The sequence below is a fragment of the Saccharibacillus sp. WB 17 genome, assembly GCF_008634075.2.
In the GTDB taxonomy this organism is placed as follows: Bacteria; Bacillota; Bacilli; order Paenibacillales; family Paenibacillaceae; genus Saccharibacillus; species Saccharibacillus brassicae.
The window spans coordinates 91,657-114,929 of the sequence record NZ_VPFK02000003.1; the positions used below are offsets into that span (position 1 = coordinate 91,657).

Here is a 23,273-nt window from a genome sequence, read left to right on the forward strand (position 1 = left end):
TTGTATGAGCTTTGGAAGAAAACCGTACGGAAGCAGTCGAAATTCAAACCGGCGCACAAACTCCGACGAGGGCGATAGCGAAAGCAAAAATGAAAGATCGTACGAAGAACGGCTGAACAATCTGGGCGATTTTCCCGAAGAAGAAACGCAGGAAGTGACGCTGGTCGAACTGCTGCGGCGTCCGCGCCAAAGTTACCGGATCTATTTCGGTCCGCATTATATCACCGTGCACGAATCGACGATGGTTCGTTATGGCATGACCAAAGGCAGCTTTTTTGACAAAGAAGCGCTCGATAATATCGTGCGTGACAACGAACGGCAGATTGCCTATGCGCACGCCATCAATTTTTTGAGCTTTAAGGCGCGCACGTCGGGCGAGATCGAGCAGAAGCTGCTGGAGAAAGAGATCGATCCGGAAGCGGCAGCGGACACGGTGCACAGGCTGCAGGAAGAGAATCTGATCGACGATGCTTCCTACGCCCAGGAATGGGCGCAGCAGCGGGTGACGGGGCGCAAAAAAGGCAAAGTGCTCGTGAAGCAGGAACTGAAGCGCAAAGGCATCGATCAGGAGCTGATCGACGACGCGCTGGATGCGCTGGGTGAAGACGACGAACTGCGCAGCGCGGAAGAACTGGCGGCCAAAAAGTGGCGTACGACCAAGGGAGACCTGTGGGATCGCAAGCGCAAAACGGCCGCTTTCATTATGCGCAGAGGCTTTTCCAGCGATATTGCGCGCCGGGCGCTGGACCTCGCTTTGAGCCGCGAAGGCGAAGATGCGGAAGAACTCGGAACGGAATTCGATTGATCCGGCTTATTATCCGCGCACAAATTTGGCAATAGCTTGACAACAACTTTTGACGAAGACTACAATAAATGAGGAACGTCAGTGGAGTGAGAAGCCTTTTTCCTTCCAAAAATGCGCTGCGCATCCCTGAGTTCTGCCTAATTGACTCTCCCCCGCTTGCCAAAGCGGGATCGGCAGCGACTTTTTTTCGGTCGTCTTGCCTTATGGGAACGGTCTTGGGACCGAGCCTTGAATGGATGAATGAGGGTATGAAAACCAAAAAAGCTTTATCCCGAGGAATACCTTGGAGGAACGAACGAGGAGGTGAGCAGAAATGCCAAATTTCTGGGTCGCGATTCTCGTTGCAGCCGCATTATTCTTTGGGTTCGTGATCGGATATTTTATTCGCAAATCTCTTGCTGAAGCTAAGATTTCCAGTGCGGAGCAGGCCGCTGAACAAATCGTGGAAAACGCGAAAAAAGATGCGGAAGCACTGAAGAAAGAAACGGTTCTCGAAGCGAAAGACGAAGTGCATCGAATCAGAACCGAAGCTGAAAAAGACATTCGTGAACGTCGGAATGAAAATCAACGACTAGAGAGACGATTGTTGCAGAAAGAAGAGTCGCTGGATAAAAAATTGGAATCGCTTGAACGTAAAGAAGAACAAGTGGCTAACAAAGAGAAACGCATCGAAGAAACCAAGCAGCAGATCGAAAGAACGCTTGCGCAGCAGTTGGCCGAATTGGAACGGATCTCCAACTTGACTACGGACGACGCAAGAAGCATCATCTTGAGCAGTGTCGAACAGGAAACGAGACACGAAGCCGCCCAAATGATGAAAGACATCGAAATGCAGGCCAAGGAAGAAGCGGACCGCAAAGCCCGGGAGATCATCTCGCTCTCGATTCAGCGCTGCGCCGCCGACCACGTGGCCGAGACGACGGTGTCTGTCGTTTCGCTGCCAAACGAAGAAATGAAAGGCCGGATCATCGGCCGCGAAGGACGGAATATCCGTGCGCTCGAGACGCTGACAGGCATCGACCTGATCATCGACGATACGCCGGAAGCCGTTATTTTGTCGGGCTTTGACCCGATCCGCCGCGAAATCGCCCGTACGGCACTTGAGAAGCTTGTGGCCGACGGACGGATTCACCCGGCCCGGATCGAAGAAATGGTCGAGAAGTCGCGCAAGGAAGTGGACGAGCGCATTCGCGAATACGGCGAACAAGCGACGTTCGAAGTCGGCGCGCACGGCCTGCACCCGGACCTGATCAAGATTTTGGGCCGTCTGCGCTTCCGTACGAGCTACGGGCAGAACGTGCTCAAGCACTCGATGGAAGTGGCTTACCTGGCCGGCCTGATGGCCGGAGAACTGGGTCAGGACGTGACGCTCGCAAGACGCGCCGGCCTGCTGCACGACATCGGCAAAGCGCTTGATCACGAAGTCGAAGGCTCGCACGTCGAAATCGGCGTCGAATTGGCCAAAAAGTACAAAGAGCACGCCGTCGTTATCAACAGTATCGCTTCGCACCACGGCGATACCGAAGCGACTTCGATCATTGCCATGCTCGTTGGAGCGGCGGACGCTTTGTCCGCGGCAAGACCGGGAGCACGGCGCGAGACGCTCGAGACTTACATCCGCAGACTCGAAAAGCTGGAAGAGATTTCCGAGTCGTTCGATGGAGTCGAGAAGTCTTTCGCGATCCAAGCGGGCCGCGAAGTTCGCGTCATGGTCCAACCGGATCGGATCGGCGATGCCGAAAGCTTCAAGCTGGCACGCGATATCACGAAGAAAATCGAGAGCGAACTCGATTATCCGGGGCATATCAAAGTAACCGTTATCCGCGAGACGCGGGCGGTCGAATATGCCAAATAGAACGGCTGCCGCGTCGTAAGGCGCGACCTGCCGTTCGCAGCAATCCACTTACACCCAAGCAAACGGCTGCTTTTCCTTCACGGGACGGAGCAGCCGTTTCTTCTTGTCCGAAGGAATCGGACGGGAGACAGAAAGGAAGACAGAAATGAAATTGATTTTTATCGGCGATATCGTCGGAAGTCCGGGCCGCCGCGCGGTCAAGGAAATGCTGCCTTACCTCAAATCGAAATATAACCCGCATATCATTATCGCCAACGGCGAAAACGCGGCTTCGGGACGCGGCATTACCCATGCCATCGTCAGACAGCTGTTCGAACTCGGCGTGCATGGAATTACGATGGGCAACCATACGTGGGACAACAAAGAAATTTTGGAGTTCATCGACGACGAACCGCGCCTGATTCGTCCGGCCAACTTTCCGCCGGGTACGCCGGGCCGGGGGTATACGGTCATCAAAGCGAACGGCAAAGAACTCGCGATGGTGAATCTGCAGGGGCGCACGTTTCTGCCGGCTATCGACTGCCCGTTCCGCGCTTCCGACGAGATCGTGGACGAGCTGCGCCGGAACCATAAATGCATCCTGGTCGATTTTCATGCCGAAGCCACGTCGGAGAAAATCGCGATGGGCTGGCATCTTGACGGCCGCGCTTCGCTCGTCGTCGGCACGCATACGCATGTGCAGAGCAACGACGACCGTATCCTGCCGGGCGGAACCGCTTATTTGACCGATGCCGGCATGGTCGGTCCGCGCGACGGCATTCTCGGCATGCAGCAGGAAGGCGTGCTGTACCGCTTCAAGACGCAGATGCCTTCGCGCTTCAACGTCGATGAAGACGGCAAATGGCATTTCCACGCCGTCTACGTCGATATCGACGAAGAAACCGGGCAGGCGCGCAAAATCGAAAAAATCCGCCAGATGGAAGACCAGTTCCGTATGGAATAAAGACTCGAAACCTTTCAAAATTTCGCAATATTTTGTCGTTCTGCCTCGAAAAAGAAGGATTTTAAGTACGTGTCGCGAATAGTTGTTACGAAGTAGCCATTCAAGCCGTATCCGCTGCTTTCCGTCACTGGATGTCACACTACTGTTTATCACTTCTTCCCAGAGGAGGTACCTGCTCATGGATGTATTAAAAGTTTCTGCCAAGTCCAATCCCAATTCTGTTGCCGGTGCGCTTGCGGGCGTGCTGCGCGAGCAAGGAGCCGCCGAACTTCAGGCGATCGGGGCGGGAGCCATCAACCAAGCGGTTAAAGCAGTAGCCATCGCGCGGGGCTTCGTAGCGCCCGGCGGGGTCGATCTGATTTGTATTCCGGCCTTTACCGACGTCATCATCGACGGAGAAGAACGGACGGCTATCAAATTGATCGTAGAACCGAGGTAAAGCACGACCGCATACAGAGGGTAGACCGAAGAGACGGGCTTTCGCCGGGCAGGCGGAAGACGTCTTTTTGGCGCGGATCTCCCTTGCCATCCGACTTTTTCTTTTGCCGGGGAAGGTGTATAATAGAGCCTGCGCGGGTATTTTTAAGTATGCCCTACCGATCGACGCATAAAATAGAGAAAACAAAAGGAGTGACTCGCAATGAGTAAAATCGTACCTGTAGGCGTGTCCGCACGTCACATCCATCTCAGCCAGGAACATGTCGAGAAATTGTTTGGACAAGGATATCAACTGACGGAAATGAAAGCTTTGTCGCAGCCCGGCCAATACGCCGCCAACGAAACGGTGGAAGTCGTGGGCTCCAAAGGCACGTTCCCGAAAGTCCGCATTCTGGGACCGGCCCGTCCGTCGACCCAGTTGGAAATCTCGCAGACGGATTCGTTCGCGCTGGGCGTCAAAGCTCCGGTGCGCGAATCGGGTAAAACGTCCGGCACGCCGGGCATCCTGATCAAAGGACCGGCCGGCGAAGTGCAGATCGAAGAAGGTGTAATCGTGGCTGCCCGCCATATCCACTTCCATACGTCCGATGCCGCCAAATGGGACATTCAGGATCAGCAAATGCTGAAAGTACGCTTCGGCGGAGACCGCGGCGTCGTATTCGAAAACGTCGTGGCGCGCGTCTCCGATTCGTTCGCGCTCGATATGCATATCGATACCGACGAAGCGAACGCCGTTCTGGCGAAAACGGGCGACACGGCCGAAATCATCGGATAACAGCTTCACGGCCGTTTCCGTTTCGAAATCATACAAGTGCATACCCGGTCATACAAAAAGGGATCGCCCTCGGGCGATCCCTTTTATTGATTGGCAGGCAGATCCGCGGCCTCAATAATCGAACGTGAAGATGACGACGGCCGTGCCGTTGTCGGCGACTTTGAACGCGTAACCGACCTGCTCGGCAGCCGTGGCGAGGCAGGCTTTCATGATCCGATCCAGCTCGCCGCGGGGCGAAGCGGAACCGAAATCGTGCGTGACGCTCAAGTCGCCCGAGCGGCGTTCGATCGCTTTGAGCACCTTTTGCTGCAGCGCGGCCGTCGTCGAGGTCATCTCGCCGCCTATGGAAGCCAGCAGATTGCGGGACTTGGCGCTCGTTTTCGCTTTTTCGGTCAGCTTCGCGCGATAATCGGTAGTGGCCGCCGGCACATGTGTGCGCGTCCACGCATGATCGCGGGCGAGCAGCTTGTCGGTGACCAGATAATACGTGTAGGAGATTTCGTCTTTGCGGTCGGGCGTCGGGTCGTCCCAGGTCATGTCGAGGTTATACCAGCTGCCGTCGAGCTTGACCTTGTTCCATACATGGTTTTGCCCGCCGGCTTCGCCTTCCACGATGCGGGTCGGAATGCCGGCCAGCGTCAGCATCCGGTAGCCGAGCAGCGTATAGCCCTGGCAGACCGTCGTACCTTTGGTCAAGCCTTCGTAGGCGGAGTAGCGGGTCATCGAGTCGTCGTAGGCGAAGCGCTTGACGATATAGTCGTGAATGACTTTGACTTTGTCTTCCGCGGTCATGCCCGGCTTGATGATCGTTTTGAGCGTGGCTTTGGCCTGGGCCGTGACGTAGTCGGTCTGCTGCTTGTTCTCCAGGTACGATACCGTGAACCGGACCGAAGCGCCGGAGCCGGTCACGCTGGCCCGCGTATCGATCCGATCGAGCGTATAGCGGGTATACGGTTCGGCTTTGACGGAAGCGCCGTCGAGCAGGCTGCTCAGGCGCGAGTATTGGGCGCTGCTCATGTTAACGGTGAACGTCGTTTTTTTCTGTTCCAGCGCGGCCGAGATCGTGGCGATGACCGAAGGGTCGGACGTCGCGGCGGATGCGGCATACGGCAAAGACGGCAGCACGGCGGCCGAGCCGACCAGCGCCGCTGCGAGCGTCAAGGCGATACGTTTCTTTTTCAACAATGTTCCTCCTAAAGGCTGAAACCGGGTTATGCTTGTCGATCAAGCAGGCTTTTCAGTCGTTTTTCAAGTATACTGCATAAAGGGCCCCAAAGTTGCAAAAAAGCAAAAAGCGAATTTCAAAGCTTGGCCCGCGCGAAACGAATGGAATGACGCATGGCAGTATGATATAATTTTTTACCGTAACGATCAAAAGTTGGCAGCGACGCAGGTCAAGCGATCGAAGCCGAACCGTACCTGTCGAGATCAAGCCCGGCATTCGCCGAATCCGGGGTCCATACGATAAATGGCGCGCATGCAGCAGAAGCCGCCGAAGCAGAGAAAGGGAGCGAACCGCATGACGATACAAGGCAGCGCAAGCCAGGGAAACGTCCCGCCGCGCACCGAAGCCGGAAATTCCGCCGCGTTGTGGAACCGGGAAGACATTTTGGGCAAAGCCCGGGAATTGGCCGGATTGGTCTCTTCCAGCGAAGAAGTCCGGGTGTTCCAGCAGGCCGAACGGCAAATTCAAGGTCACGAACGGATTCAAACCCTGATCCAGACGATTAAAAAGAAACAAAAGGAAGTTGTCGCGTTCGAAGCGATGAAAAATAAAACGATGGCGGCCATGATCGAAGCGGAGCTGCGCGAGCTGCAAGACGAACTCGACGGAATTCCGATCGTGGGCGATTACCAGCAGGGACAGGTCGAGATCAACGATCTGCTGCAGATGATCGTGTCGGCTATCCACGATACCGTATCCGAGAAGATTGCCGTGGAACGGGGGGCGGACAGCCCGCCTTCTTCCTGCGGTTGAGCTGAACTTCGGGGCGTAAGCCAAGCAGGCGCGGGCGATCTTCTCCGCGTCTTTTGTTTTTGCACCAAAAAGCGACGATTGCAGAGGAGCGGACCCTATGGAACGTGATCGAATCAGCGGGAACGAAATCATTCAAGCCGAGCCGCAGCCAGGCGAGCTGCCGCGGGAACTGTTGGACAGCGGAGACCTTTTGACGTGGCGGATCGAAACGTATCTGCACGAAGCGCAGTGGTGGACGCTGAGTCTCGGCGGAGAGCTCCGGGCGGCGGTCGGTTGCCTGAGGATCGGCGCGGAAGAAGCGGAGATCGCCAACGCGGCGGGAGCCGTCCACGGCGAAGAAGAAGCGCAGCGATTCGTCCGCCTGCTGAACGCCGTATGCGGCGAACTGCGGCAAGGCGGCGTGCGCCGGGTAATGGCTTATGTCGGCAGCTGGCAGACCGACCGCTTGACGGCGTACCAGCAGGCCGGCTTTCGCGTCGCAGCGGTCGAGTCCGACTATTACGCCTGCTGTTGGGCCGAAGGCGCCAGCACGAACGGCATCCGGCGTCTGGACCGGCTCATGCTGGAGAAGCTGCCGGAGAGCGAAGCCGGCTCGTCCGCTCGCGGGAGCGGCGTCGTCCACGCCGCGCCTCCGATCGTACGCCGGGTCGAGCTGCGCGACAGCCAGGGACTGCTCGCAATGAAAAAGCAGCTCGACCGCGAGACGACTTCCATGCTGTACGAACCGGGCGAGCGGCGCATGACCGACGGCGATCAGCTGGAGCAGATTCGCGGTCTGCTGCGCAGTTCCAACTCGCTGATGCTCGTCGCCGAAAGCGACGGCTGCATCGTCGGCTATCTGGAAGCGACCGGCGGCAAAGTCCGGCGGAACCAGCATACGATCTATATCGTGATCGGTATTCTGGAAGCTCATACCGGGTATGGGCTCGGGCGGCAGCTGTTCGCGGAAATGCTGGAATGGACGGCGCGCCGCCATATTGTTCGCGCCGAGTTGACCGTTCAGGCGTCCAACCAGCGCGCTTACCGGCTCTACCGTTCGATCGGGTTCAAGCTGGAAGGCATCATGCGCGGAGCACTGATCATCGAAGGCGAGCCGGTCGACCTGTATCAGATGGGATTGGACCTGCGTACGATTCAGCGGTGCAGGGTTGACAAATAATTCGAGTGTGTCATAATGATAATATCATATTCGAAACTTGTATGGACCGCTTTTATCAAATGCTGCGATGGTGATGCTGATGAACGGACAGAACGAATCTAACAACCGTGAAGAACAAACGAATTACGATGCGAAAAAGTATCGGACACCCGACGGAGCGCCCGCCGATATCGTGATGTTCACGCTGACCAAGCGCGAACGCAAGACGGTGACCAAGACGCTTCCGCTGCGCGAACTGCGCGTGATGCTTATTCGGCGCAGGGCTTGGCCGTATGCGGGCAAATGGGCGCTGCCGGGCGGGTTTTCCCGGGATGACGAATCGCTGTACGAAACGGCGATGCGCGAACTGAAGGAAGAGACCGGAGTCGTCGGCCGGCATTTGGAATATTTGAGCGTCTACAGCGATCCGGGCCGCGATCCGAGAGGTTGGATCATCTCGCACGCGTTCTTCGCGCTCGTGGAAGAAGAAGTGCTGGAGAAGCGCCAGGCGGCGGATGACGCCGAGGAAGTGGGCTTGTTCACGGTCGAAGAAGCGCTGGACGAGCTGGACCTCGGGTTCGACCACCGGGATATTATCGCGGACGCGTACCGGCGGATTCAGGAGAAAATGCTGCAGACGACGATCGCCCGCAAGTTTTTGCCGCAGGCTTTTACGCTCAGCGAATTGTATCAGGTGATCAAGGCTGTCGTGCCGGACTTCGAAGAACCGAATTTTATTCGCAAAATCACGTCCACGCGCAGCCGCAAAGGCATTCTCGAAGAAGTGCGCGACGAAAACGGGGCGCCGATCAGCTCGAACCAGTATTCGCAGCGTCCGGCCCAGCTGTACCGTTTTCTGGACAACGTGCCCCGACTGTCGATCTATTCCTGATCGGCGCGGCCGACGACAAGGAGGAATTGCGATGAAAGCTCTGATCGTAATCGATTATACGAACGATTTCGTGGACGGCAGCCTGCCGGTAGGAGAACCCGGGATCGCGATCCAGGAACGTATCGCCGAACTGACCGAGCAGTTTGCCGCCGCCGGCGAGTACACGGTCATGGCGGTCGATCTGCATGAAGAGAACGATCCGTATCATCCCGAGAGCACGCTGTTCCCGCCGCACAATATTCGCGGAACGGCCGGCCGGGAACTGTACGGCACGCTCAAGGCCGTCTACGAGCGGTACGAATCGGCGATCCACTGGATGGACAAGACGAGATACAGCGCTTTTGCGGGAACGGACCTGGACCTGCGGCTGCGAGCGAGAGGCATTACCGAAGTGCATCTGATCGGCGTGTGCACGGACATCTGCGTGCTGCATACCGCGGTCGATGCGTACAACCTCGGTTTTGACATCGTCGTCCACGCGGACGCCGTGGCAAGCTTCAATGCGGCCGGCCACGAATGGGCGTTGGGCCATTTTACGGGCAGCCTCGGCGCGAAAGTCATCTCGGCCTGAGTGCCGCCTGTTCACTTGCAGCCGCTTCGCGCTTTTACGCATGACTTGCATCCGCGCACGTTTCCGGTCTTGATCGACCGGGCGCGGATAGCCTTTTTTTGATTCGGGATTGAAGGAGGAGACGGTATGGATACGACAGGCATGGCTTTACATACGGACAAATACCAGATCAACATGATGTACGCACACTGGATGAACGGGACGCACAAGCACAAAGCGGTGTTCGAAGCATACTTCCGCACGCTGCCGTTCGGCAATGGCTATGCGGTATTCGCCGGACTGGAACGGATTGTTCATTACGTATCGAATCTTCGTTTCCACGAAGACGATATCCGCTACCTGTCCGAACAGGAAGAAAATTACGATACGCGTTTTCTGGAAGAACTGCGTACGTTCCGTTTTAACGGCAATATCCATTCGATGCGCGAAGGCGCGGTCGTTTTTCCGAACGAACCGCTCGTCCGCGTGGAAGGCAGCATCTTCGAAGCGCAGCTGGTCGAGACGGCGCTGCTCAACTTCATGAATTTCCAGACGCTGATCGCGACCAAGGCCGCACGGATCAAGCAGGCCGCCGACGGCGACACGCTGCTTGAATTCGGGACACGCCGGGCGCAGGAAGCGGATGCGGCCGTATGGGGCGCCAGAGCCGCTTACGTAGCCGGTTTCCACGCGACGTCGAACATGATGGCGGGCAAGCGTTTCGGCATCCCGACCAAAGGCACACACGCGCATTCCTGGGTGCAAAGTTTCACGAGCGAACAGGAAGCGTTCGACAAGTACGCCCAGGTGCTGCCGGACGGTTCGACGCTGCTCGTCGATACGTTCGATACGCTCCGCAGCGGCGTGCCGAATGCGATCCGTACCGCGAAGAAGCTCGAAGAACGCGGCAAGCGGCTGAATTCGATCCGGTTGGACAGCGGCGACTTGGCGTATCTCTCGATCGAAGCCCGCAAAATGCTGGACGAAGCGGGACTCGATTACGTCAAGATCGTCGCTTCGAACGACCTCGACGAACATACGATTACCGAACTCAAGACGCAGGATGCGCGTATCGACGTTTGGGGTGTCGGTACGCAGTTGATTACGGCGCACGACCAGCCTTCGCTGGGCGGCGTCTACAAGCTGGTCGAACGCGAAGTGGACGGAACGATGCAGCCGACGATCAAAATCTCGGCCAATCCGGAAAAGGTGACGACGCCGGGCAAAAAAGACGTGTACCGGATTATCGACCGCGGAACGGGCAAAGCGGTAGCGGACTATATCTGTTTCCCGGAAGAAGACGAACCGCGCAAAGGCAAGCAGCTGAAGCTGTTCAATCCGCTGCACACGTATATTCGCCGCTACGTCAAAGATTACGAAGCGCAAAGCATGCTGGTGCCGGTGTTCGAAGAAGGACGACTGGTCTACGAGCTTCCTGCGCTGGAGCAGGTGCGCGAGTATCATGTCTCCCAGCTGAACCAGTTCTGGCCGCAGTATCTGCGCAAGCTGAACCCGGAAATCTACCGCGTCAATATCAGCGAAAAAGCATGGAAGCTCAAGCAGGGACTGATCGACCGGTACATGGAAGAGACGGAAGTGCCGGAAGAAAGCTGAGGGACGAGGCTGAAGAACAGGATTGAAGAATGAGGCCAAGGAACATATGCGACAGATTTGGTTATTGATTTTCTTGTAAAGGATCCAAAAGCGCGCTTCTCCGAACAGGGGAGCGCGCTTTTTTTGTATGAAAAAATAAATTAGGTATTTATGAGTGGTTAAATGTGACAAATAAACTATGGTTACCCTTAGGAAGAAGCTATAGTCTGAGGCTGAGTAGGTAAAGCAGTAAGAAAAGCCAATCCAAGGGGGAACGGAACCGATGAAATTCAAAGGGAAAAAGTCCATGGCAGTCGTGCTCACGTTATGTATGCTCACTCTGGTAGGGTCTACGATATATGCGGCCGAGTATCGGTACGACGGTCTGGATCGGGTCGCCTCGGTCGAAAAAGAAGGCCGGATCACGAGTTATACCTATGATCAAGGCGGCAATCTGCTCAGCGCGACTTCCGCTCCCGCTTCATCGGCCGGACCGTCGTCGGTCCTTGCGGGCTGGACGCCGTATCGGACGTCCGGCATGCAGCCGCGGTACGCAATTGCGGCTCCGGACGGCAGCGGCGTGACGGCTCCCGGTTCCGCGACCGCGACCGTTACCGAACAGACGTATCTCCTTTCCGCGTCGCAGGTTCTTGTGTTGAACGGCCCGCGCCCGGGCGGAGCGAATATTTACAGGGATCTGGCCGTGCAGGGCGGTACCGCTTATACGTACCAAGGGCAGGTCAAGTCCGAGCAGATGAAAGACGCCGTGGTGCAGGTCGTCGTCAATTATTACGACCGCGCCAACCGGATGATCCGATACGATCAGATTCTTGGCCTGAAGCAGGACACTGATTGGCAGGCGTATCAAGAGAAGCGGATGGCGCCTTCGGATGCCGTCACGGCCCGGGTGCATCTGCAGGTGGTGCTGCTTCGGGCTAACGGGCAGGCCAAAGCCGGCTTTGTGGATCGCACGTTCGAGCCGGCGGCAGCGGAGGTTAGGCCATGAAGAAAAAAATCGTTCTCCCGGTATTTATGCTTGCCGTTCTGCTTCTGTCTTCGCTGCTGCTGATTAGAATGCCTCAGGCGCTATCGGCCGGGGTGAATGCTTATACGCTTGCTCCTGGACAAAGCGTAACGGTCAATCATTCGTATACATCGATAGCCGGGGTCTATGTATACGTCGACGGAGCGCAATATGACTATGCCCGTTATACCACGAGCGGCAACACGGGCTCATACGGCGAAGATTCAGGCAAAAGGTCTTTCATCCTGTACAAAAATAATGACTTGGACATTACCAACACCTCTTTTTCCAACCTCAGAATCGAGACGAAAAGCAAAGTGATCCACGTGACTCCCCGATCTTCGAGGGCCCTTGCAAAAGTGCGACTGCAGCCCGGCCAAAGCGTCTGGGCAGAAAATACGGACGGAGTGCACGAAAACAGCATCAAAGCCAGCGGCAAAAACGCCAGTATCGAATATAAGGGCGGAGCTTACCGAGCGAGCAGCTTTGAACGCAATTCTTCCGGCGGTACAGAAAACATCCTTGCGGGCGGGAGCATCGCTTTGACGAACCGGGATCGCGGAGATATTTACGTATTCGGTCCCGGTCGGGCTTTCCGGTTCGCGAACGATTCGAATCGACCTGCCGATTTTCGGCATTCGCTTGCCGCCAACGGCTCTTTTCAGGCCACCAATATTTCCGACAGCAGTTATTACATCTATGTGGATGGAACCGGGATTTATGAATATTCCACGTACAACAAAGACGGCACCCTTGCTTTTACGGGCAGAACGTCTTCCGGCAGCCGATTAGTCAAACCGGGGCAGCGATTCATCATCACGAACGTGTCTGCGACTTCCATGGTCGTGTCGGGCGCGTACCCTGCATTCTCCACCACGACACAGGTCGAACCACCGATGATCACCCGGACGTTGGCTCCGAAAGCCAGTTTCAAAGTCAAAAACGTGTCGAACGACCGCATGAAACTGCTGCTGGACGGCGCGTACGAACATGCCGAATACGATTCGACCGGCAAAGTCGCCGCGTATGCCAAAAGCAGCCTGTTATCGACTTACTCCCTGCCTGCGGATCACTTCGCCGTGTTCACGAATCCCAGCGCCACGGCTTCGATCACGATCAAGGTACCCAAAGAAAAGGCCCAATATTCGGATTCGGCCCATCCTGCTTTGTTCCGCAGTTCCTTGGCGCCCGGCCAGTCGCTCGAAGCGAACAACGTAACCCGCAGCGACGCCACGTTCAGGGGGGAAGGCCGGTACGACGCCGCTTTTTATGACGGGATCGGCCTTACGAACTACAGCGCTTCCCAGCTGCACGCCAGTTTCCGTTTGAATGTCGGGGAGCGTGTCGCTTTGACCAACGTAGGCAGCGCGGCGCAAGACGTCTACGCGCCGTACGAAGCGTTCCGCTTCTCCGCCCGGACGCAGCCGGTCACGTTCAAACGGACGATCGAACCGGGACAAACGCTCAAAGCCGTCAATACGTCGCGCCATGCGTTCGGGATCACCGCGGATCAGGCGCACCATTACGCTTTGTACAATCAGGCGAACAATGAGGTCGGCCGCTTCGACAATCGGATCCAAGCCGATACGTATCCGGTAGCCCCAAACGAAAAGCTGATCGTGACCAACAGCGGGACGGGCACGCTGAGCGTGTCGGGTCCGATCGACGCGTTCGACGTGACCCGGCGCACGGAACCGGCGCTCTACAAAGGCTATCTGGATTCGGGGCAAAGCCGCAAGCTGTTCAACACCAGTCCGGCGAACTTCAGCCTGCAGACCGAAGGCGTCTATGACCAGGCCAGTTACAAAGCGGACCAGTCTTTGCGATCGCTGGACCATAAAAGCAAACAAAGCTCGCTGGCGCTCTATCCCGGCGAGCGGACGACGATCACCAACGCCGGAGCGTCGCAGGTCGTGCTGCTGGCGCCGTACGACGTAACCACCGTGCAAGACAGTCCGAATCCGGCCCTGCTGATCAAGACGCTGGCGATCCATCAGAGTGCGGAGTTCGTCAGCACCGCCGCGACGACCCAATCGCTCTATGTGACGGGTCGGCACGACCTGATGGATTACGATACCGCGGGCAAACCGGACAGCTACGTGAGACAGACGATAACCGGCGTCCGTTCGGTTGCGCCTGCGCAAAAGGTAGCGGTCATGAACACGAGCGAAGCGCCGATCGAGGCGTACGGCGCTTACGAGCGGTATACGGCGGAGAACCGGCTCCATCCCGTCACGTTCCGGCACGTGTTGAATTCGAATGAAAGCTTCGACTTTACGAATACGCAGGGCAAAGCGTACCGGTTGTACACGGCGGGAGGGCCGTTCGATTATGCGAGCCGCTTGGCCAGCGGTGCGGTTGGCCGGATCGGGCTGGGCGCCAACCCGTCGACAACCGTGCAGCAGGCCAACGAGAAGATCGCGATCACCGGCGTGTCCGCGGCGCCGACGATCATCGAAGGCGCGTTCGACGCTTTCCGGATAACGGCCAGAGCCCATCCGGCGTTAATCAAACGCACGCTGCAAGTCGGCGACACGATCGAAACGACTCATCTGGAGACCACCTCTTCGGAGCTGCATATGGGCGGGCTGTATGATCTGGCCGAGTTCGAAGCCGACGGCCGCTTGAAGCAGTACGCCCGGAACTTCACGTCCGCGCAAACAGTGGCGGCAGGCGGGAAACTGGCCGTCCAAAATAGCGATCAAAAAGCGTATGTGGTGTACGGGCCTTACGAATCGTTCCGGATCACGGATCGCGCCGCGCCCGTCACGTTCAAGAAAACGCTGAGCCCCGGCGAGAGCGCGGCTTATGTTCAAAACGAACGTTCCAATAGGTTCATCCAAACGCAGGGCGTCTACGATTATGCCCTGTTCGATGCCGAAGGCAAAGTCAAAGCATATGACGTCAACGCGGATTCGACCCGAATGGCGGACCAAGGCGATCGAATCGTCTTCACCGGAGCGTCGACCGCGCCGGTTACGCTTTCCGGTTCCTATGATGCTTTCAAGCCGGATGCGGCAAAAGGCAAGGCGGTAACGGCCAAAGTGCTGGCCGTCGGCGAGACGTATTCGCTGCGCAATCTTACGCCGGGCTATTTCGCCCTCAAAATCAACGGGGCCCACGCGTACCAGCGGTATGACCGGTCGGGGACGTTGATCGGTTCCAGCGACCGCACGCGGAACACGCAAGGCTTCGAAGCTTCCGAACGGATCAATATCGGCAACGTCGACGCCGTTCCGATCACCGTCCTGGCGCCTACGGAAGCGATCCGCGTCACGCAGGGCGACGATCTGCTTCTCCGCTCGCTGGCGGACGGCGAGAGCCTGAAAGCCGTCAACGGTTCGGGCGATCCGGCCCTGCTGACCCTGAGCGGCAAGTACGACCTGGCTGTCTACGACGCCTCCGGGCAGCCAACCGGCAACTATGAGCGGCTGCGCACGGGAATTCCCGTTGCCGTTCCGGCCGGCGGCTACGCCATCCTGACCGGCCGCCAGAGTGCCGCCACGACTGTGACCGCCGGTAAAGAATCGTTTACTTTGGCCGCGCACGACCGCGATGCGCTGTCGATCTACAGCCTGGCCGCAGACAAATGGCTCAAATCGGTGAACGTGACCGATCGGAGCCGCACGCTGCAGGTAAGCGGCAGCTTCGCGTATCGGATCGAGCAGCAGGCCGAGCAGCCCGGCAGCGGTCCGCTGGCGATCGGCGGCGGCAACACCGCCACGCTGCACAATACCAGCGGCAGCGCAGCGGAAGTATACAGCCCGTACGGCCTGTTCCGCTGGGAAGAGACGACCGAACCGACGGCGCCGACCGCGGTTACACCGGTCGCTTCGCTCAGTCCGTCCGATTACGACGAAGCGACGTTCTACGCCGATCCGATCGATACGTCGACCGGCGCGCAGATCATCAACAAAACGATGCTGGTCGCGCACGGCAGCGTGGACATGCCTTTCCAGGCTCAATACTATTCCCTGCTGCAGGGCGACGGGGCACTCGGCAAAGGGTGGACGCATAACTACGAGATCCGCCTCAAGGCAATGCCCGGCGATCCAGCCGTACGCGTTCACTGGAGTGCGTTCCGCTACCATACGTTTGCTCGTCAAGCGGACGGTACGTATGTATCGACCGACAAAGCGGCACGCCATGATGTTTTGCAAAAGAACGCCGACGGCCGTTACACGTTGAACCGTTACGAAGGCACGACGTATCAATTCAACGCGGCCGGTGTGCTCCAATCGATGCACACGGCCGGCGGCTTCGAACTGACGCTGCAGTACGGCGCGGACGGCAAGCTGGCAGCGGTCACCGAAGCGGCGACCGGCGCGAAGCTGCGGCTGACCTATGACGCCGCGGGTCGGGTCGTTTCGGTCAGCGATCACGCCGACCGGACGGCGAGCTTCGTATACGATCCGGCCGGACGTTTGCTGACGCTCACCGATCCTTCCGGGCAGAAGACCGCCTACACGTATGACGGGCAAGACCGGATCGTCACCGGATCGTTGGCCGGTCAGGAACGCTTCGCCAACACTTACGACGAACAGGGCCGAGTCGTGAAGCAGACCGACGGCGTGGCCGCTCATTCGACGACCTTGGTGTACAGCCGGTCGGAAGGGCGGCTGACGACCACGATCAACGACCGCAGCGGGAATGTCCAAGAACGCGTCCATGATACCCGCTACCAGCTGGTCGAAGTGCAGGACACGCGGGCCGGCAAAACGACGTATACGTATGACGCCCAAGGCCACCGGACCGGCCTCACGAATGCGCTGGGCCAGACGACCACCTTCGCACATGACGACCAAGGCAATGTGACCCAAGCGACCGATCCGTCGGGGCAGTCGATCACGATGACGTACGACGCCCGCGGTGACCTGCTGACTGCGGTCGGACCGGACGGCAGCAGCGTCACGCATACGTACGACGAGAAGGGACGGCTGCTCAGCACGACGGATACCGAAGGGAACACCGTTACCTACGCGTATAACGAGAAAGGACAACTCCGGTCGGCAATCGATCCGCAAGGCGGAACGACGAAGTATGCGTACGAAAACAACCGACTGACCCAAGTCACCCAATCGACGGGCGAAGTGGATCGTATCGGTTACGACGCAGCCGGACGAATGACCACTCAGACCGACGCCGACGGCAACACGTCCAAAATCGTGTACAGCGACGGGGACCAATTGACGGCGGTCATCAACGCATTGGGTCACCAGAGTAGCTATGCGTACGACGATCAGAGCAACCTGACGAGCGTAACGGATGCGATGGGCAATATTACCCGTTATACGTACGACAATAATGCGCAGTTGACGAGCTTCACCGATGCACTCGGCGGCAAAAGCACGATTCAATATGACGCGGAAGGTCGTATGACCGGCGTAACAGACGCCTTGAAGCGCGAGACGAAGTTCGCGTACGACGAAGCCGGCCACCTGCTGAGCGAGACGAACGCGCTGGGCGCAAGCGTCCGCTACGTATACGATGCGCTCGGCCGTCCGACGGAAGCGTACGACGCGCTGAATAACAAGGTCTACACGGTGCAATACGATAGCGCCGGCAACCCGGTCAAACGGACCGATGCGCGGGGCAATGCGTACACCAGTACGTACAACCAGCTGAATCAGTTGACGGAATCGGTCGATCCGCTGGGCCGCGCGACCCGCTACGGCTATGACAAGCGCAGCCTGCTGACGAGCGTGACCGACGCCATGCAAGGCCAAACGTCGCAGACCGCGGACGCGTTCGGCCAGATCACGCAGCGGACGGATGCCAACGGCCATTCCGCGAAGTCGCAATACGACCGGCTCGGGCGATTGACGAACGAGACCGATGCGGCGGGCGGCAGCCGGACGTACACGTACAACGCGCTTGGCCTGCTCAGTGCGGACACGGACAAAAACGGCCGCAGCACGGCGTACGCCTACGATGCCGCCGGCCAGCTCAGCCAGTTCACGGACGAAGCCGGCCGCGTCTCATACCAATACGACGCCAACGGGAACATCCTGTCCGTGACCGGAAGTGACGGCAAGGTCCTCAAGCGGACATTCGACGCGCTGGATCGGGTCGAGACGTATACGGACGGCGACGGGAACACGATCGGCTACGCGTATGACGCGGCCGGCCAGCTCAAGACGCTGACGTATCCGGACGGGAAACAAGTCAACTACGCGTACAACGCGATCGGCAGTCTGTCCACCGTGACGGATTGGAACGGCCGGGTGACGCGCTATGACTACGACGCCAACGGCCGCCTGATCGCCACGAATCGTCCGAACGGGACGAGAGAGACGCGGTTGTACGAGGCGGCCGGCCAGGTGACGAACGTATCCGAGCTGCACGCCGACGGCCGCCTTCGCGTCGAGACGACGTATGTATACGATGCGGTCGGCAACCTCGTGCGGGAAAACAGCGGCACGTTCGAAAAGGCGGTTCCCGATGTCGTCTATGCCGAAAATGGGCCGGGATTATCGCCAAATCCGGGAGAAGCCACGGGTCCGAACGGACAGGGCGGCACGGGAACGGTAGGCGACAGCGTCTACGGCGTGCCTGTGACCCGGGACGTATACGGGAACCCGAGTGTAACCCGGGATGTGTATGGCCATCCGACCGTGACCTGGGACGTGTACGGCAATCCGGGCGTGACTCGGGATGTCTATGGCAACCCGACCGTCATGCAGGATGTGTACGGCATGCAGATGACGTATGGCGCGGATAACCGTCTGGTGACCGTCAACGGCGCAGCCGTCACCTACGACGGCGAAGGCAACATGCTGACCGGTCCGCTGAACGGCAGCCTGCAAAGCTATCGGTACGATGCCCGCAATCGCCTGATCGAAGCCGGCGGCGTTAGCTACGGCTACAACAACGAAAACAACCGCAATTCCATCACCGTGAACGGCGTGACGACCAAGCAGATCATCAATCCGCACGCCGTGCTGTCCCAGGTGCTGATGGAGACCGACACGGCCGGAACGCCGCAAGCCCGCTANCGACCGCGTCGCAACCGGTGTAGGAACGGCGGCGAGTTTGATTCCGTTTGGGAAGCATATTGGGAAGTATCTGGCGAAGGAAGGGATCGAAGGCGGGGCTAGGCTGGCTGGGAAGTTGGACTTGCGGTCATCTACTAAAGCAAATGAAAGGCTTGATTACAAGGAATGGGCAGACATGCCTGTAAGTGGTCAAACTCGTCTAACTAATGACGGATTAAGAACTATGAGCATTCGAGATTTAAAGAAATTTAAAAATGAAATGAGTAGTTTTGGTACGAAGGTTATCATCGATAAAAAGGGGAAATACATTCCTAAAAATGTTGAGGGAGCTTTTAGACCTCTCACAGGACAAGTAGTTTTGCGACCTAACGCATCGTTTTTAAGTGCTCTTCATGAATCCTACCATGCTAAACAGTTCAGAGAACTTGGACAAGAAGTTTATCTCAAACAATCGAGATTACAAAGGGAGGAATATGTATATAATGAAATCATGAGAAATAAAGCGAAATTTAGTTCTGAAGAAATATACGAAGCTCAAAGATATATTTTCTTCCTCAGAAATGGGCAATGGCCGATGTCTAAATGGAAAGGGTTTGAGTGATTAGTGGAGGAAGAAAAAACGAAAGTGACTGCCACTCAAGCTATTCAAATTGCAAAAGATTATCAGAAAAAGCATGATATACACGGATTCATACATGAAGATGTAGAAAGATCCGTTAGGTTTTACAGCAGCTTTTATAGAATTAAAGGAAATGCATGGCTCGTTTTAGCGGATGTAACACCGAAAACATATGAAGGTGAGGATGAAATTACTTTTGTTATTTGTGATGAAAAAGGTATTGTAGATCATGTTCTAGATCATAATGGGATACCTCATCGTTATCATTGATTAAGTAACAAAAGTTATACGGAGAAAAAGATTTGGAGTTATTTTTAATAACGACAAGATTGAGACGATGCTAATTCAGAGGATATAACAAAAGCGATGTTGGAGAAAAAATGTAAAATTTTACAGCCGACTGATGTGATGGAGTAATTTTTGAATATATCTTTCAACCTTGATTGGCTTTATGCCATTCAAGGTTCTTTTTATAGCGAGTTATTTGATCCAGGCTGGCGTTAGCTACGGCTACGACAACGAAAACAACCGCAATTCCATCACCGTGAACGGCGTGACGACCAAGCAGATCATCAATCCGCACGCCGTGCTGTCCCAGGTGCTGATGGAGACCGACACGGCCGGAACGCCGCAAGCCCGCTANCGTCTACGGCCTGGGCCTGATCGGCCGCGAAGATGCGGCCGGGAAGTACCAGACGTATCACTACGACCTGCGCGGCAGCACCGTCGCCCTGACCGACGAGCAAGGGCAAGTGACCGATACGTACACGTATGACANAATGAACCGGTATGCGTACGTGAACGGCAATCCCGTGTCATACATCGACCCGTTCGGCCTAAGCGCAGACGGCGCGACGTGGTGGGAGACCGGACTGAGCTTCGCCGCGGACGCCACGCCGTTCGTCGGCACGCTCAAAGGCATCCAGGNGGATCGCGTCGCGACCGGCGTGGGAACGGCGGCGAGCTTGATTCCGTTCGGGAAGTTTGTCGGGCAGTATCTGGCGAAGGAAGGGATTGAAGGCGGGGCTTGGTTAGCTAGAAAGATAGATTCTAAAATGACAGCTAAAGCTAGCACGAAAACTCCAAATCATTATTTGAATATTGCTGCTACAGAAAATGGTACTCTAAACATTGGCGCACGAGGCAAAGCTATAAAAGGGGCATATAATATTGATATAGATCCTAAGTCACCTGATGTTCATTACGGAGATGCAACAAACTTAACGAGTATCAAAACAGGTAGCCAAAGCAAAATTATCTTTGAAAATCCATTTGGCTACGATCCATTAAACTCCGAAGTTCTCAGGGTCTTATCAATGGATGGTGAAATATCAATTACTGGCTCTCGTTCTAACATGAAAAAGCTGTTGAAGCAACTAGATAATAGAGGATTAAAAATAAAAGGTGAGTTGCTAGAGGTTCCGAACGATGGCAGTTATTTGACTACAGACGGTGAAACTATCAAATCACCTATGTTAGATCGATTTATTTTTATGCGAAAGTGAGGGGATATAATTGCAGTTGACGCTTGATATTAGTCATAAAGAATTTGACGAAATCGTAGATGATACAGGGAATTTTGATGCGACTATTTTTTTGAATTTCCCGAGCGATATTAGAGGTGTATATGAATTTGAACTTATTAATACTGTTGTAAATGTTTATGATTTTAAAAATCAAGTGGAACAACAAGGTTTCTTTTTGGAAGAGGATTCAGTTTTTGTATTTGGTAAAACAAAAGTACGTATCGAAAAAGTTAAAGGAGCAGAATTTAAAGTAATTAATAGTAGTGCACCTGAGATTAATGAACATTACTATAGTTGGCCTTATACTATTGATGAGGGTGATACTGTTTGCAAGTGCGGTGGGAAGATGCCTTTTTTTCATGATTTTTATGCATCATTAATGGTTGTTACTGAGCAAAATCCCAAGGTGACGTTAACATTCGACACATCAGAAACTGTTCCTTTTGATTTTACGAAGGGTATCAGCATTGAGCAAGCTTCATTCAACAAGAAGCAATGTGAATTAAAATCTTCTGGAAAACTATTTGATTTCGCTTTTTTTCAAAAGCATTTTGGTTCAGGAAGAGTAGCAATTAAGAGTGAAAAATCAGACAATGTTTAGTTTAACCGACAGTTAATATATTGGTTATAACCTTGATTGGCTCTATGCCTCTCAAGGTTTCTTTTTGTAGTGAAAAGCGATCAAGAGTTCATCTTTAAATAAGGGACTAATCCTCTAGGTGGAAAGACCCAATACGGTTACGAAGGAAGCCGCCTGACCACCGTGACCCAATCGACTGGCGAAGTCTATACTCTCGGCTACGACGCTACCGGATACAATGGACGCGACGGCGTGCAGACCGACGCTAACGGCCTGTACCAGATGAGAGCTCGCTACTACAACCCCGCGATCAAGCGGTTTGTGAACCGGGGCGTGCTGAGCGGAAGCATCGAGAACGGCCAGACCCTGAACCGGTATGGCTACGTCAACGGCAACCCGGTGTCGTACATCGACCCGTTCGGCTTGAGCGCAGATGGTGCGACGTGGTGGGAGAACGGACTAAGCTTCGCCGCGGACGCGACGCCGTTCGTCGGCACACTCAAAGGCATCCAGGAAGTGTTCAGCGGCGTGGATCTGATCACCGGGGAGCAGATGTCATGGAAGGAACCTATGCCGCGTATTTGGAGGTTCTTCCATAGAAGAAGGCGTATGGTTTAGATGGAACCCAGAAAAAGTTAGAATTGTTGATATGCTTGAAGAGGTAAATCATTGGCAACAGTATAAGAACGGCCTACAAAAAGCAGGCTACTCTCCAGAAGCACTAGAACTGATGGCAAAAAGAGCTATTATGAATAATTATAATTTAAAGATTGAATTACGAAAAGAATTGTTAAATGATATCCGAAGAGTGTTAGCTAGAGAATACGTACAATAATTAGGGAGGGATAAAATATTTTTATCTTGATCGAACATGAGCAAAAACCATTGAAACTGAAAGGTAAAAAAGTGATTCCTTCTTTAATTAGTACACTAGATAAAGATGAGTTACCTTTAGGCCAATACGTTGGTGTGAATTCAAATCTTAAAGTTTCTTTAATTAATGAGGGTGGGTTTGTAAACGCGGCTCCCCATTTGAGAGCAGTCTATGATGTAATTAATGTGCATCCAGCTACGCTAGGAGAAGAAGCAACTGATGCAAAAGTAAATGAAATATTTAGGCTAGAAAAATCTGATGCCGTTGTTAGTGAATTTTCATTCAGTAGGTTTCTACATTTTTTAAAAGAAAGCGAGATAGAGCTAGTCAAAAGTTTTTGGATACCAGGTGTTTTCAAACACTCGAAAGGAATGAATAGAGGATGGATAAATTTAAGCCGAAAAGAAATGATTTTTGAGAAAGATGCTTTTAATTCTCTTGTGCCGCAAGAAGTGATTTTTGAGTCCACATATAATTTCAACTTTAAGAGGATCAAGCTTGATATCTATGAAGTAGTCTTTTGATCAATTAGAATAAATTTCTCGAAAACATTTTGAATTTCATGCTAACCCTTTCATGTAAATAAATAATAGAAGCGGCCTTTTTCCGGAGGAATTCGGAGAAAGGCTATTTAGTTTTTTAGACAACATTTTTCAAGTGAGGAACTCTATAAGCTGAATTCAGTTTG

Annotated in this window: 18 protein-coding genes; 17 read left to right on the forward strand and 1 reads right to left on the reverse strand. The window is 54.9% G+C overall.

Annotation, left to right across the window (positions count from 1 at the left end; translation table 11 throughout):
- Positions 1–4: 4 nt before the first annotated feature.
- The 5 genes from FTE24_RS00980 (at position 5) to pduL (ending at position 4,816) form a co-directional block, all read left to right on the forward strand.
- Complete coding sequence (locus tag FTE24_RS00980; protein ID WP_150230794.1) at positions 5–805, forward strand: regulatory protein RecX; 801 nt, start codon at positions 5–7, stop codon at positions 803–805.
- 313 nt (positions 806–1,118) lie between these two features.
- Positions 1,119–2,660 (forward strand): ribonuclease Y, encoded by a 1,542-nt coding sequence (gene rny, locus FTE24_RS00985; protein ID WP_141449459.1) that lies wholly within the window; start codon positions 1,119–1,121, stop codon positions 2,658–2,660.
- 145 nt (positions 2,661–2,805) lie between these two features.
- Positions 2,806–3,603 (forward strand): TIGR00282 family metallophosphoesterase, encoded by a 798-nt coding sequence (locus FTE24_RS00990; RefSeq protein ID WP_150230791.1) that lies wholly within the window; start codon positions 2,806–2,808, stop codon positions 3,601–3,603.
- A 178-nt stretch (positions 3,604–3,781) separates the two neighbouring features.
- A complete protein-coding gene (locus tag FTE24_RS00995) occupies positions 3,782–4,042 on the forward strand; it encodes a stage V sporulation protein S (RefSeq protein ID WP_141449461.1) in 261 nt (86 codons plus the stop codon).
- Between the two features lie 201 nt (positions 4,043–4,243).
- On the forward strand, positions 4,244–4,816 hold the full coding sequence (gene pduL / locus FTE24_RS01000; RefSeq protein ID WP_150230789.1) for a phosphate propanoyltransferase: 573 nt from the start codon (positions 4,244–4,246) through the stop codon (positions 4,814–4,816).
- Positions 4,817–4,927: 111 nt separating this feature from the next.
- Here the strand turns inward: pduL and FTE24_RS01005 are convergent, their stop codons facing one another.
- Positions 4,928–5,998 carry a transglutaminase domain-containing protein gene (locus FTE24_RS01005; RefSeq protein ID WP_150230787.1) on the reverse strand — a complete coding sequence of 357 codons (1,071 nt, stop codon included), beginning with the start codon at positions 5,996–5,998 and terminating at the stop codon, positions 4,928–4,930.
- A gap of 337 nt (positions 5,999–6,335) precedes the next feature.
- Between FTE24_RS01005 and FTE24_RS01010 the strand changes: the two genes are divergently transcribed.
- The 12 genes from FTE24_RS01010 to FTE24_RS01070 all read left to right on the forward strand — a co-directional run bounded on the left by FTE24_RS01010 (position 6,336) and on the right by FTE24_RS01070 (position 23,109).
- Positions 6,336–6,794: a RicAFT regulatory complex protein RicA family protein gene (locus tag FTE24_RS01010; protein WP_150230784.1), complete on the forward strand. Its 459-nt coding sequence runs from the start codon at positions 6,336–6,338 to the stop codon at positions 6,792–6,794.
- A gap of 97 nt (positions 6,795–6,891) precedes the next feature.
- Positions 6,892–7,953, forward strand: coding sequence for a GNAT family N-acetyltransferase (locus FTE24_RS01015; protein WP_150230782.1), 1,062 nt, complete (start codon positions 6,892–6,894; stop codon positions 7,951–7,953).
- Positions 7,954–8,032: 79 nt separating this feature from the next.
- On the forward strand, positions 8,033–8,824 hold the full coding sequence (locus tag FTE24_RS01020; RefSeq protein WP_150230780.1) for an NUDIX hydrolase: 792 nt from the start codon (positions 8,033–8,035) through the stop codon (positions 8,822–8,824).
- 31 nt (positions 8,825–8,855) lie between these two features.
- Positions 8,856–9,395, forward strand: coding sequence for a cysteine hydrolase family protein (locus FTE24_RS01025; RefSeq protein ID WP_150230778.1), 540 nt, complete (start codon positions 8,856–8,858; stop codon positions 9,393–9,395).
- 126 nt (positions 9,396–9,521) lie between these two features.
- A complete protein-coding gene (locus tag FTE24_RS01030) occupies positions 9,522–10,988 on the forward strand; it encodes a nicotinate phosphoribosyltransferase (RefSeq protein ID WP_150230776.1) in 1,467 nt (488 codons plus the stop codon).
- Between the two features lie 262 nt (positions 10,989–11,250).
- Positions 11,251–11,973, forward strand: a complete 723-nt coding sequence (locus tag FTE24_RS01035) for a hypothetical protein (RefSeq protein WP_150230774.1) — start codon at positions 11,251–11,253, stop codon at positions 11,971–11,973.
- Between the two features lie 2,942 nt (positions 11,974–14,915).
- Positions 14,916–19,088, forward strand: a complete 4,173-nt coding sequence (locus FTE24_RS23595) for a DUF6531 domain-containing protein (RefSeq protein ID WP_442978157.1) — start codon at positions 14,916–14,918, stop codon at positions 19,086–19,088.
- Positions 19,089–19,107: 19 nt separating this feature from the next.
- Entirely contained in the window at positions 19,108–19,587 is a 480-nt protein-coding gene (locus tag FTE24_RS01045) for a zincin-like metallopeptidase toxin domain-containing protein (protein WP_160441611.1), read from the forward strand.
- 3 nt (positions 19,588–19,590) lie between these two features.
- Positions 19,591–19,875 carry a hypothetical protein gene (locus tag FTE24_RS01050; RefSeq protein ID WP_150235728.1) on the forward strand — a complete coding sequence of 95 codons (285 nt, stop codon included), beginning with the start codon at positions 19,591–19,593 and terminating at the stop codon, positions 19,873–19,875.
- 1,245 nt (positions 19,876–21,120) lie between these two features.
- Positions 21,121–21,732, forward strand: a complete 612-nt coding sequence (locus FTE24_RS01060; protein ID WP_150235685.1) for a hypothetical protein — start codon at positions 21,121–21,123, stop codon at positions 21,730–21,732.
- A 162-nt stretch (positions 21,733–21,894) separates the two neighbouring features.
- Positions 21,895–22,329: an RHS repeat-associated core domain-containing protein gene (locus tag FTE24_RS01065; RefSeq protein ID WP_150235683.1), complete on the forward strand. Its 435-nt coding sequence runs from the start codon at positions 21,895–21,897 to the stop codon at positions 22,327–22,329.
- Between the two features lie 243 nt (positions 22,330–22,572).
- Complete coding sequence (locus tag FTE24_RS01070; RefSeq protein WP_150235681.1) at positions 22,573–23,109, forward strand: hypothetical protein; 537 nt, start codon at positions 22,573–22,575, stop codon at positions 23,107–23,109.
- Positions 23,110–23,273 lie beyond the last annotated feature (164 nt).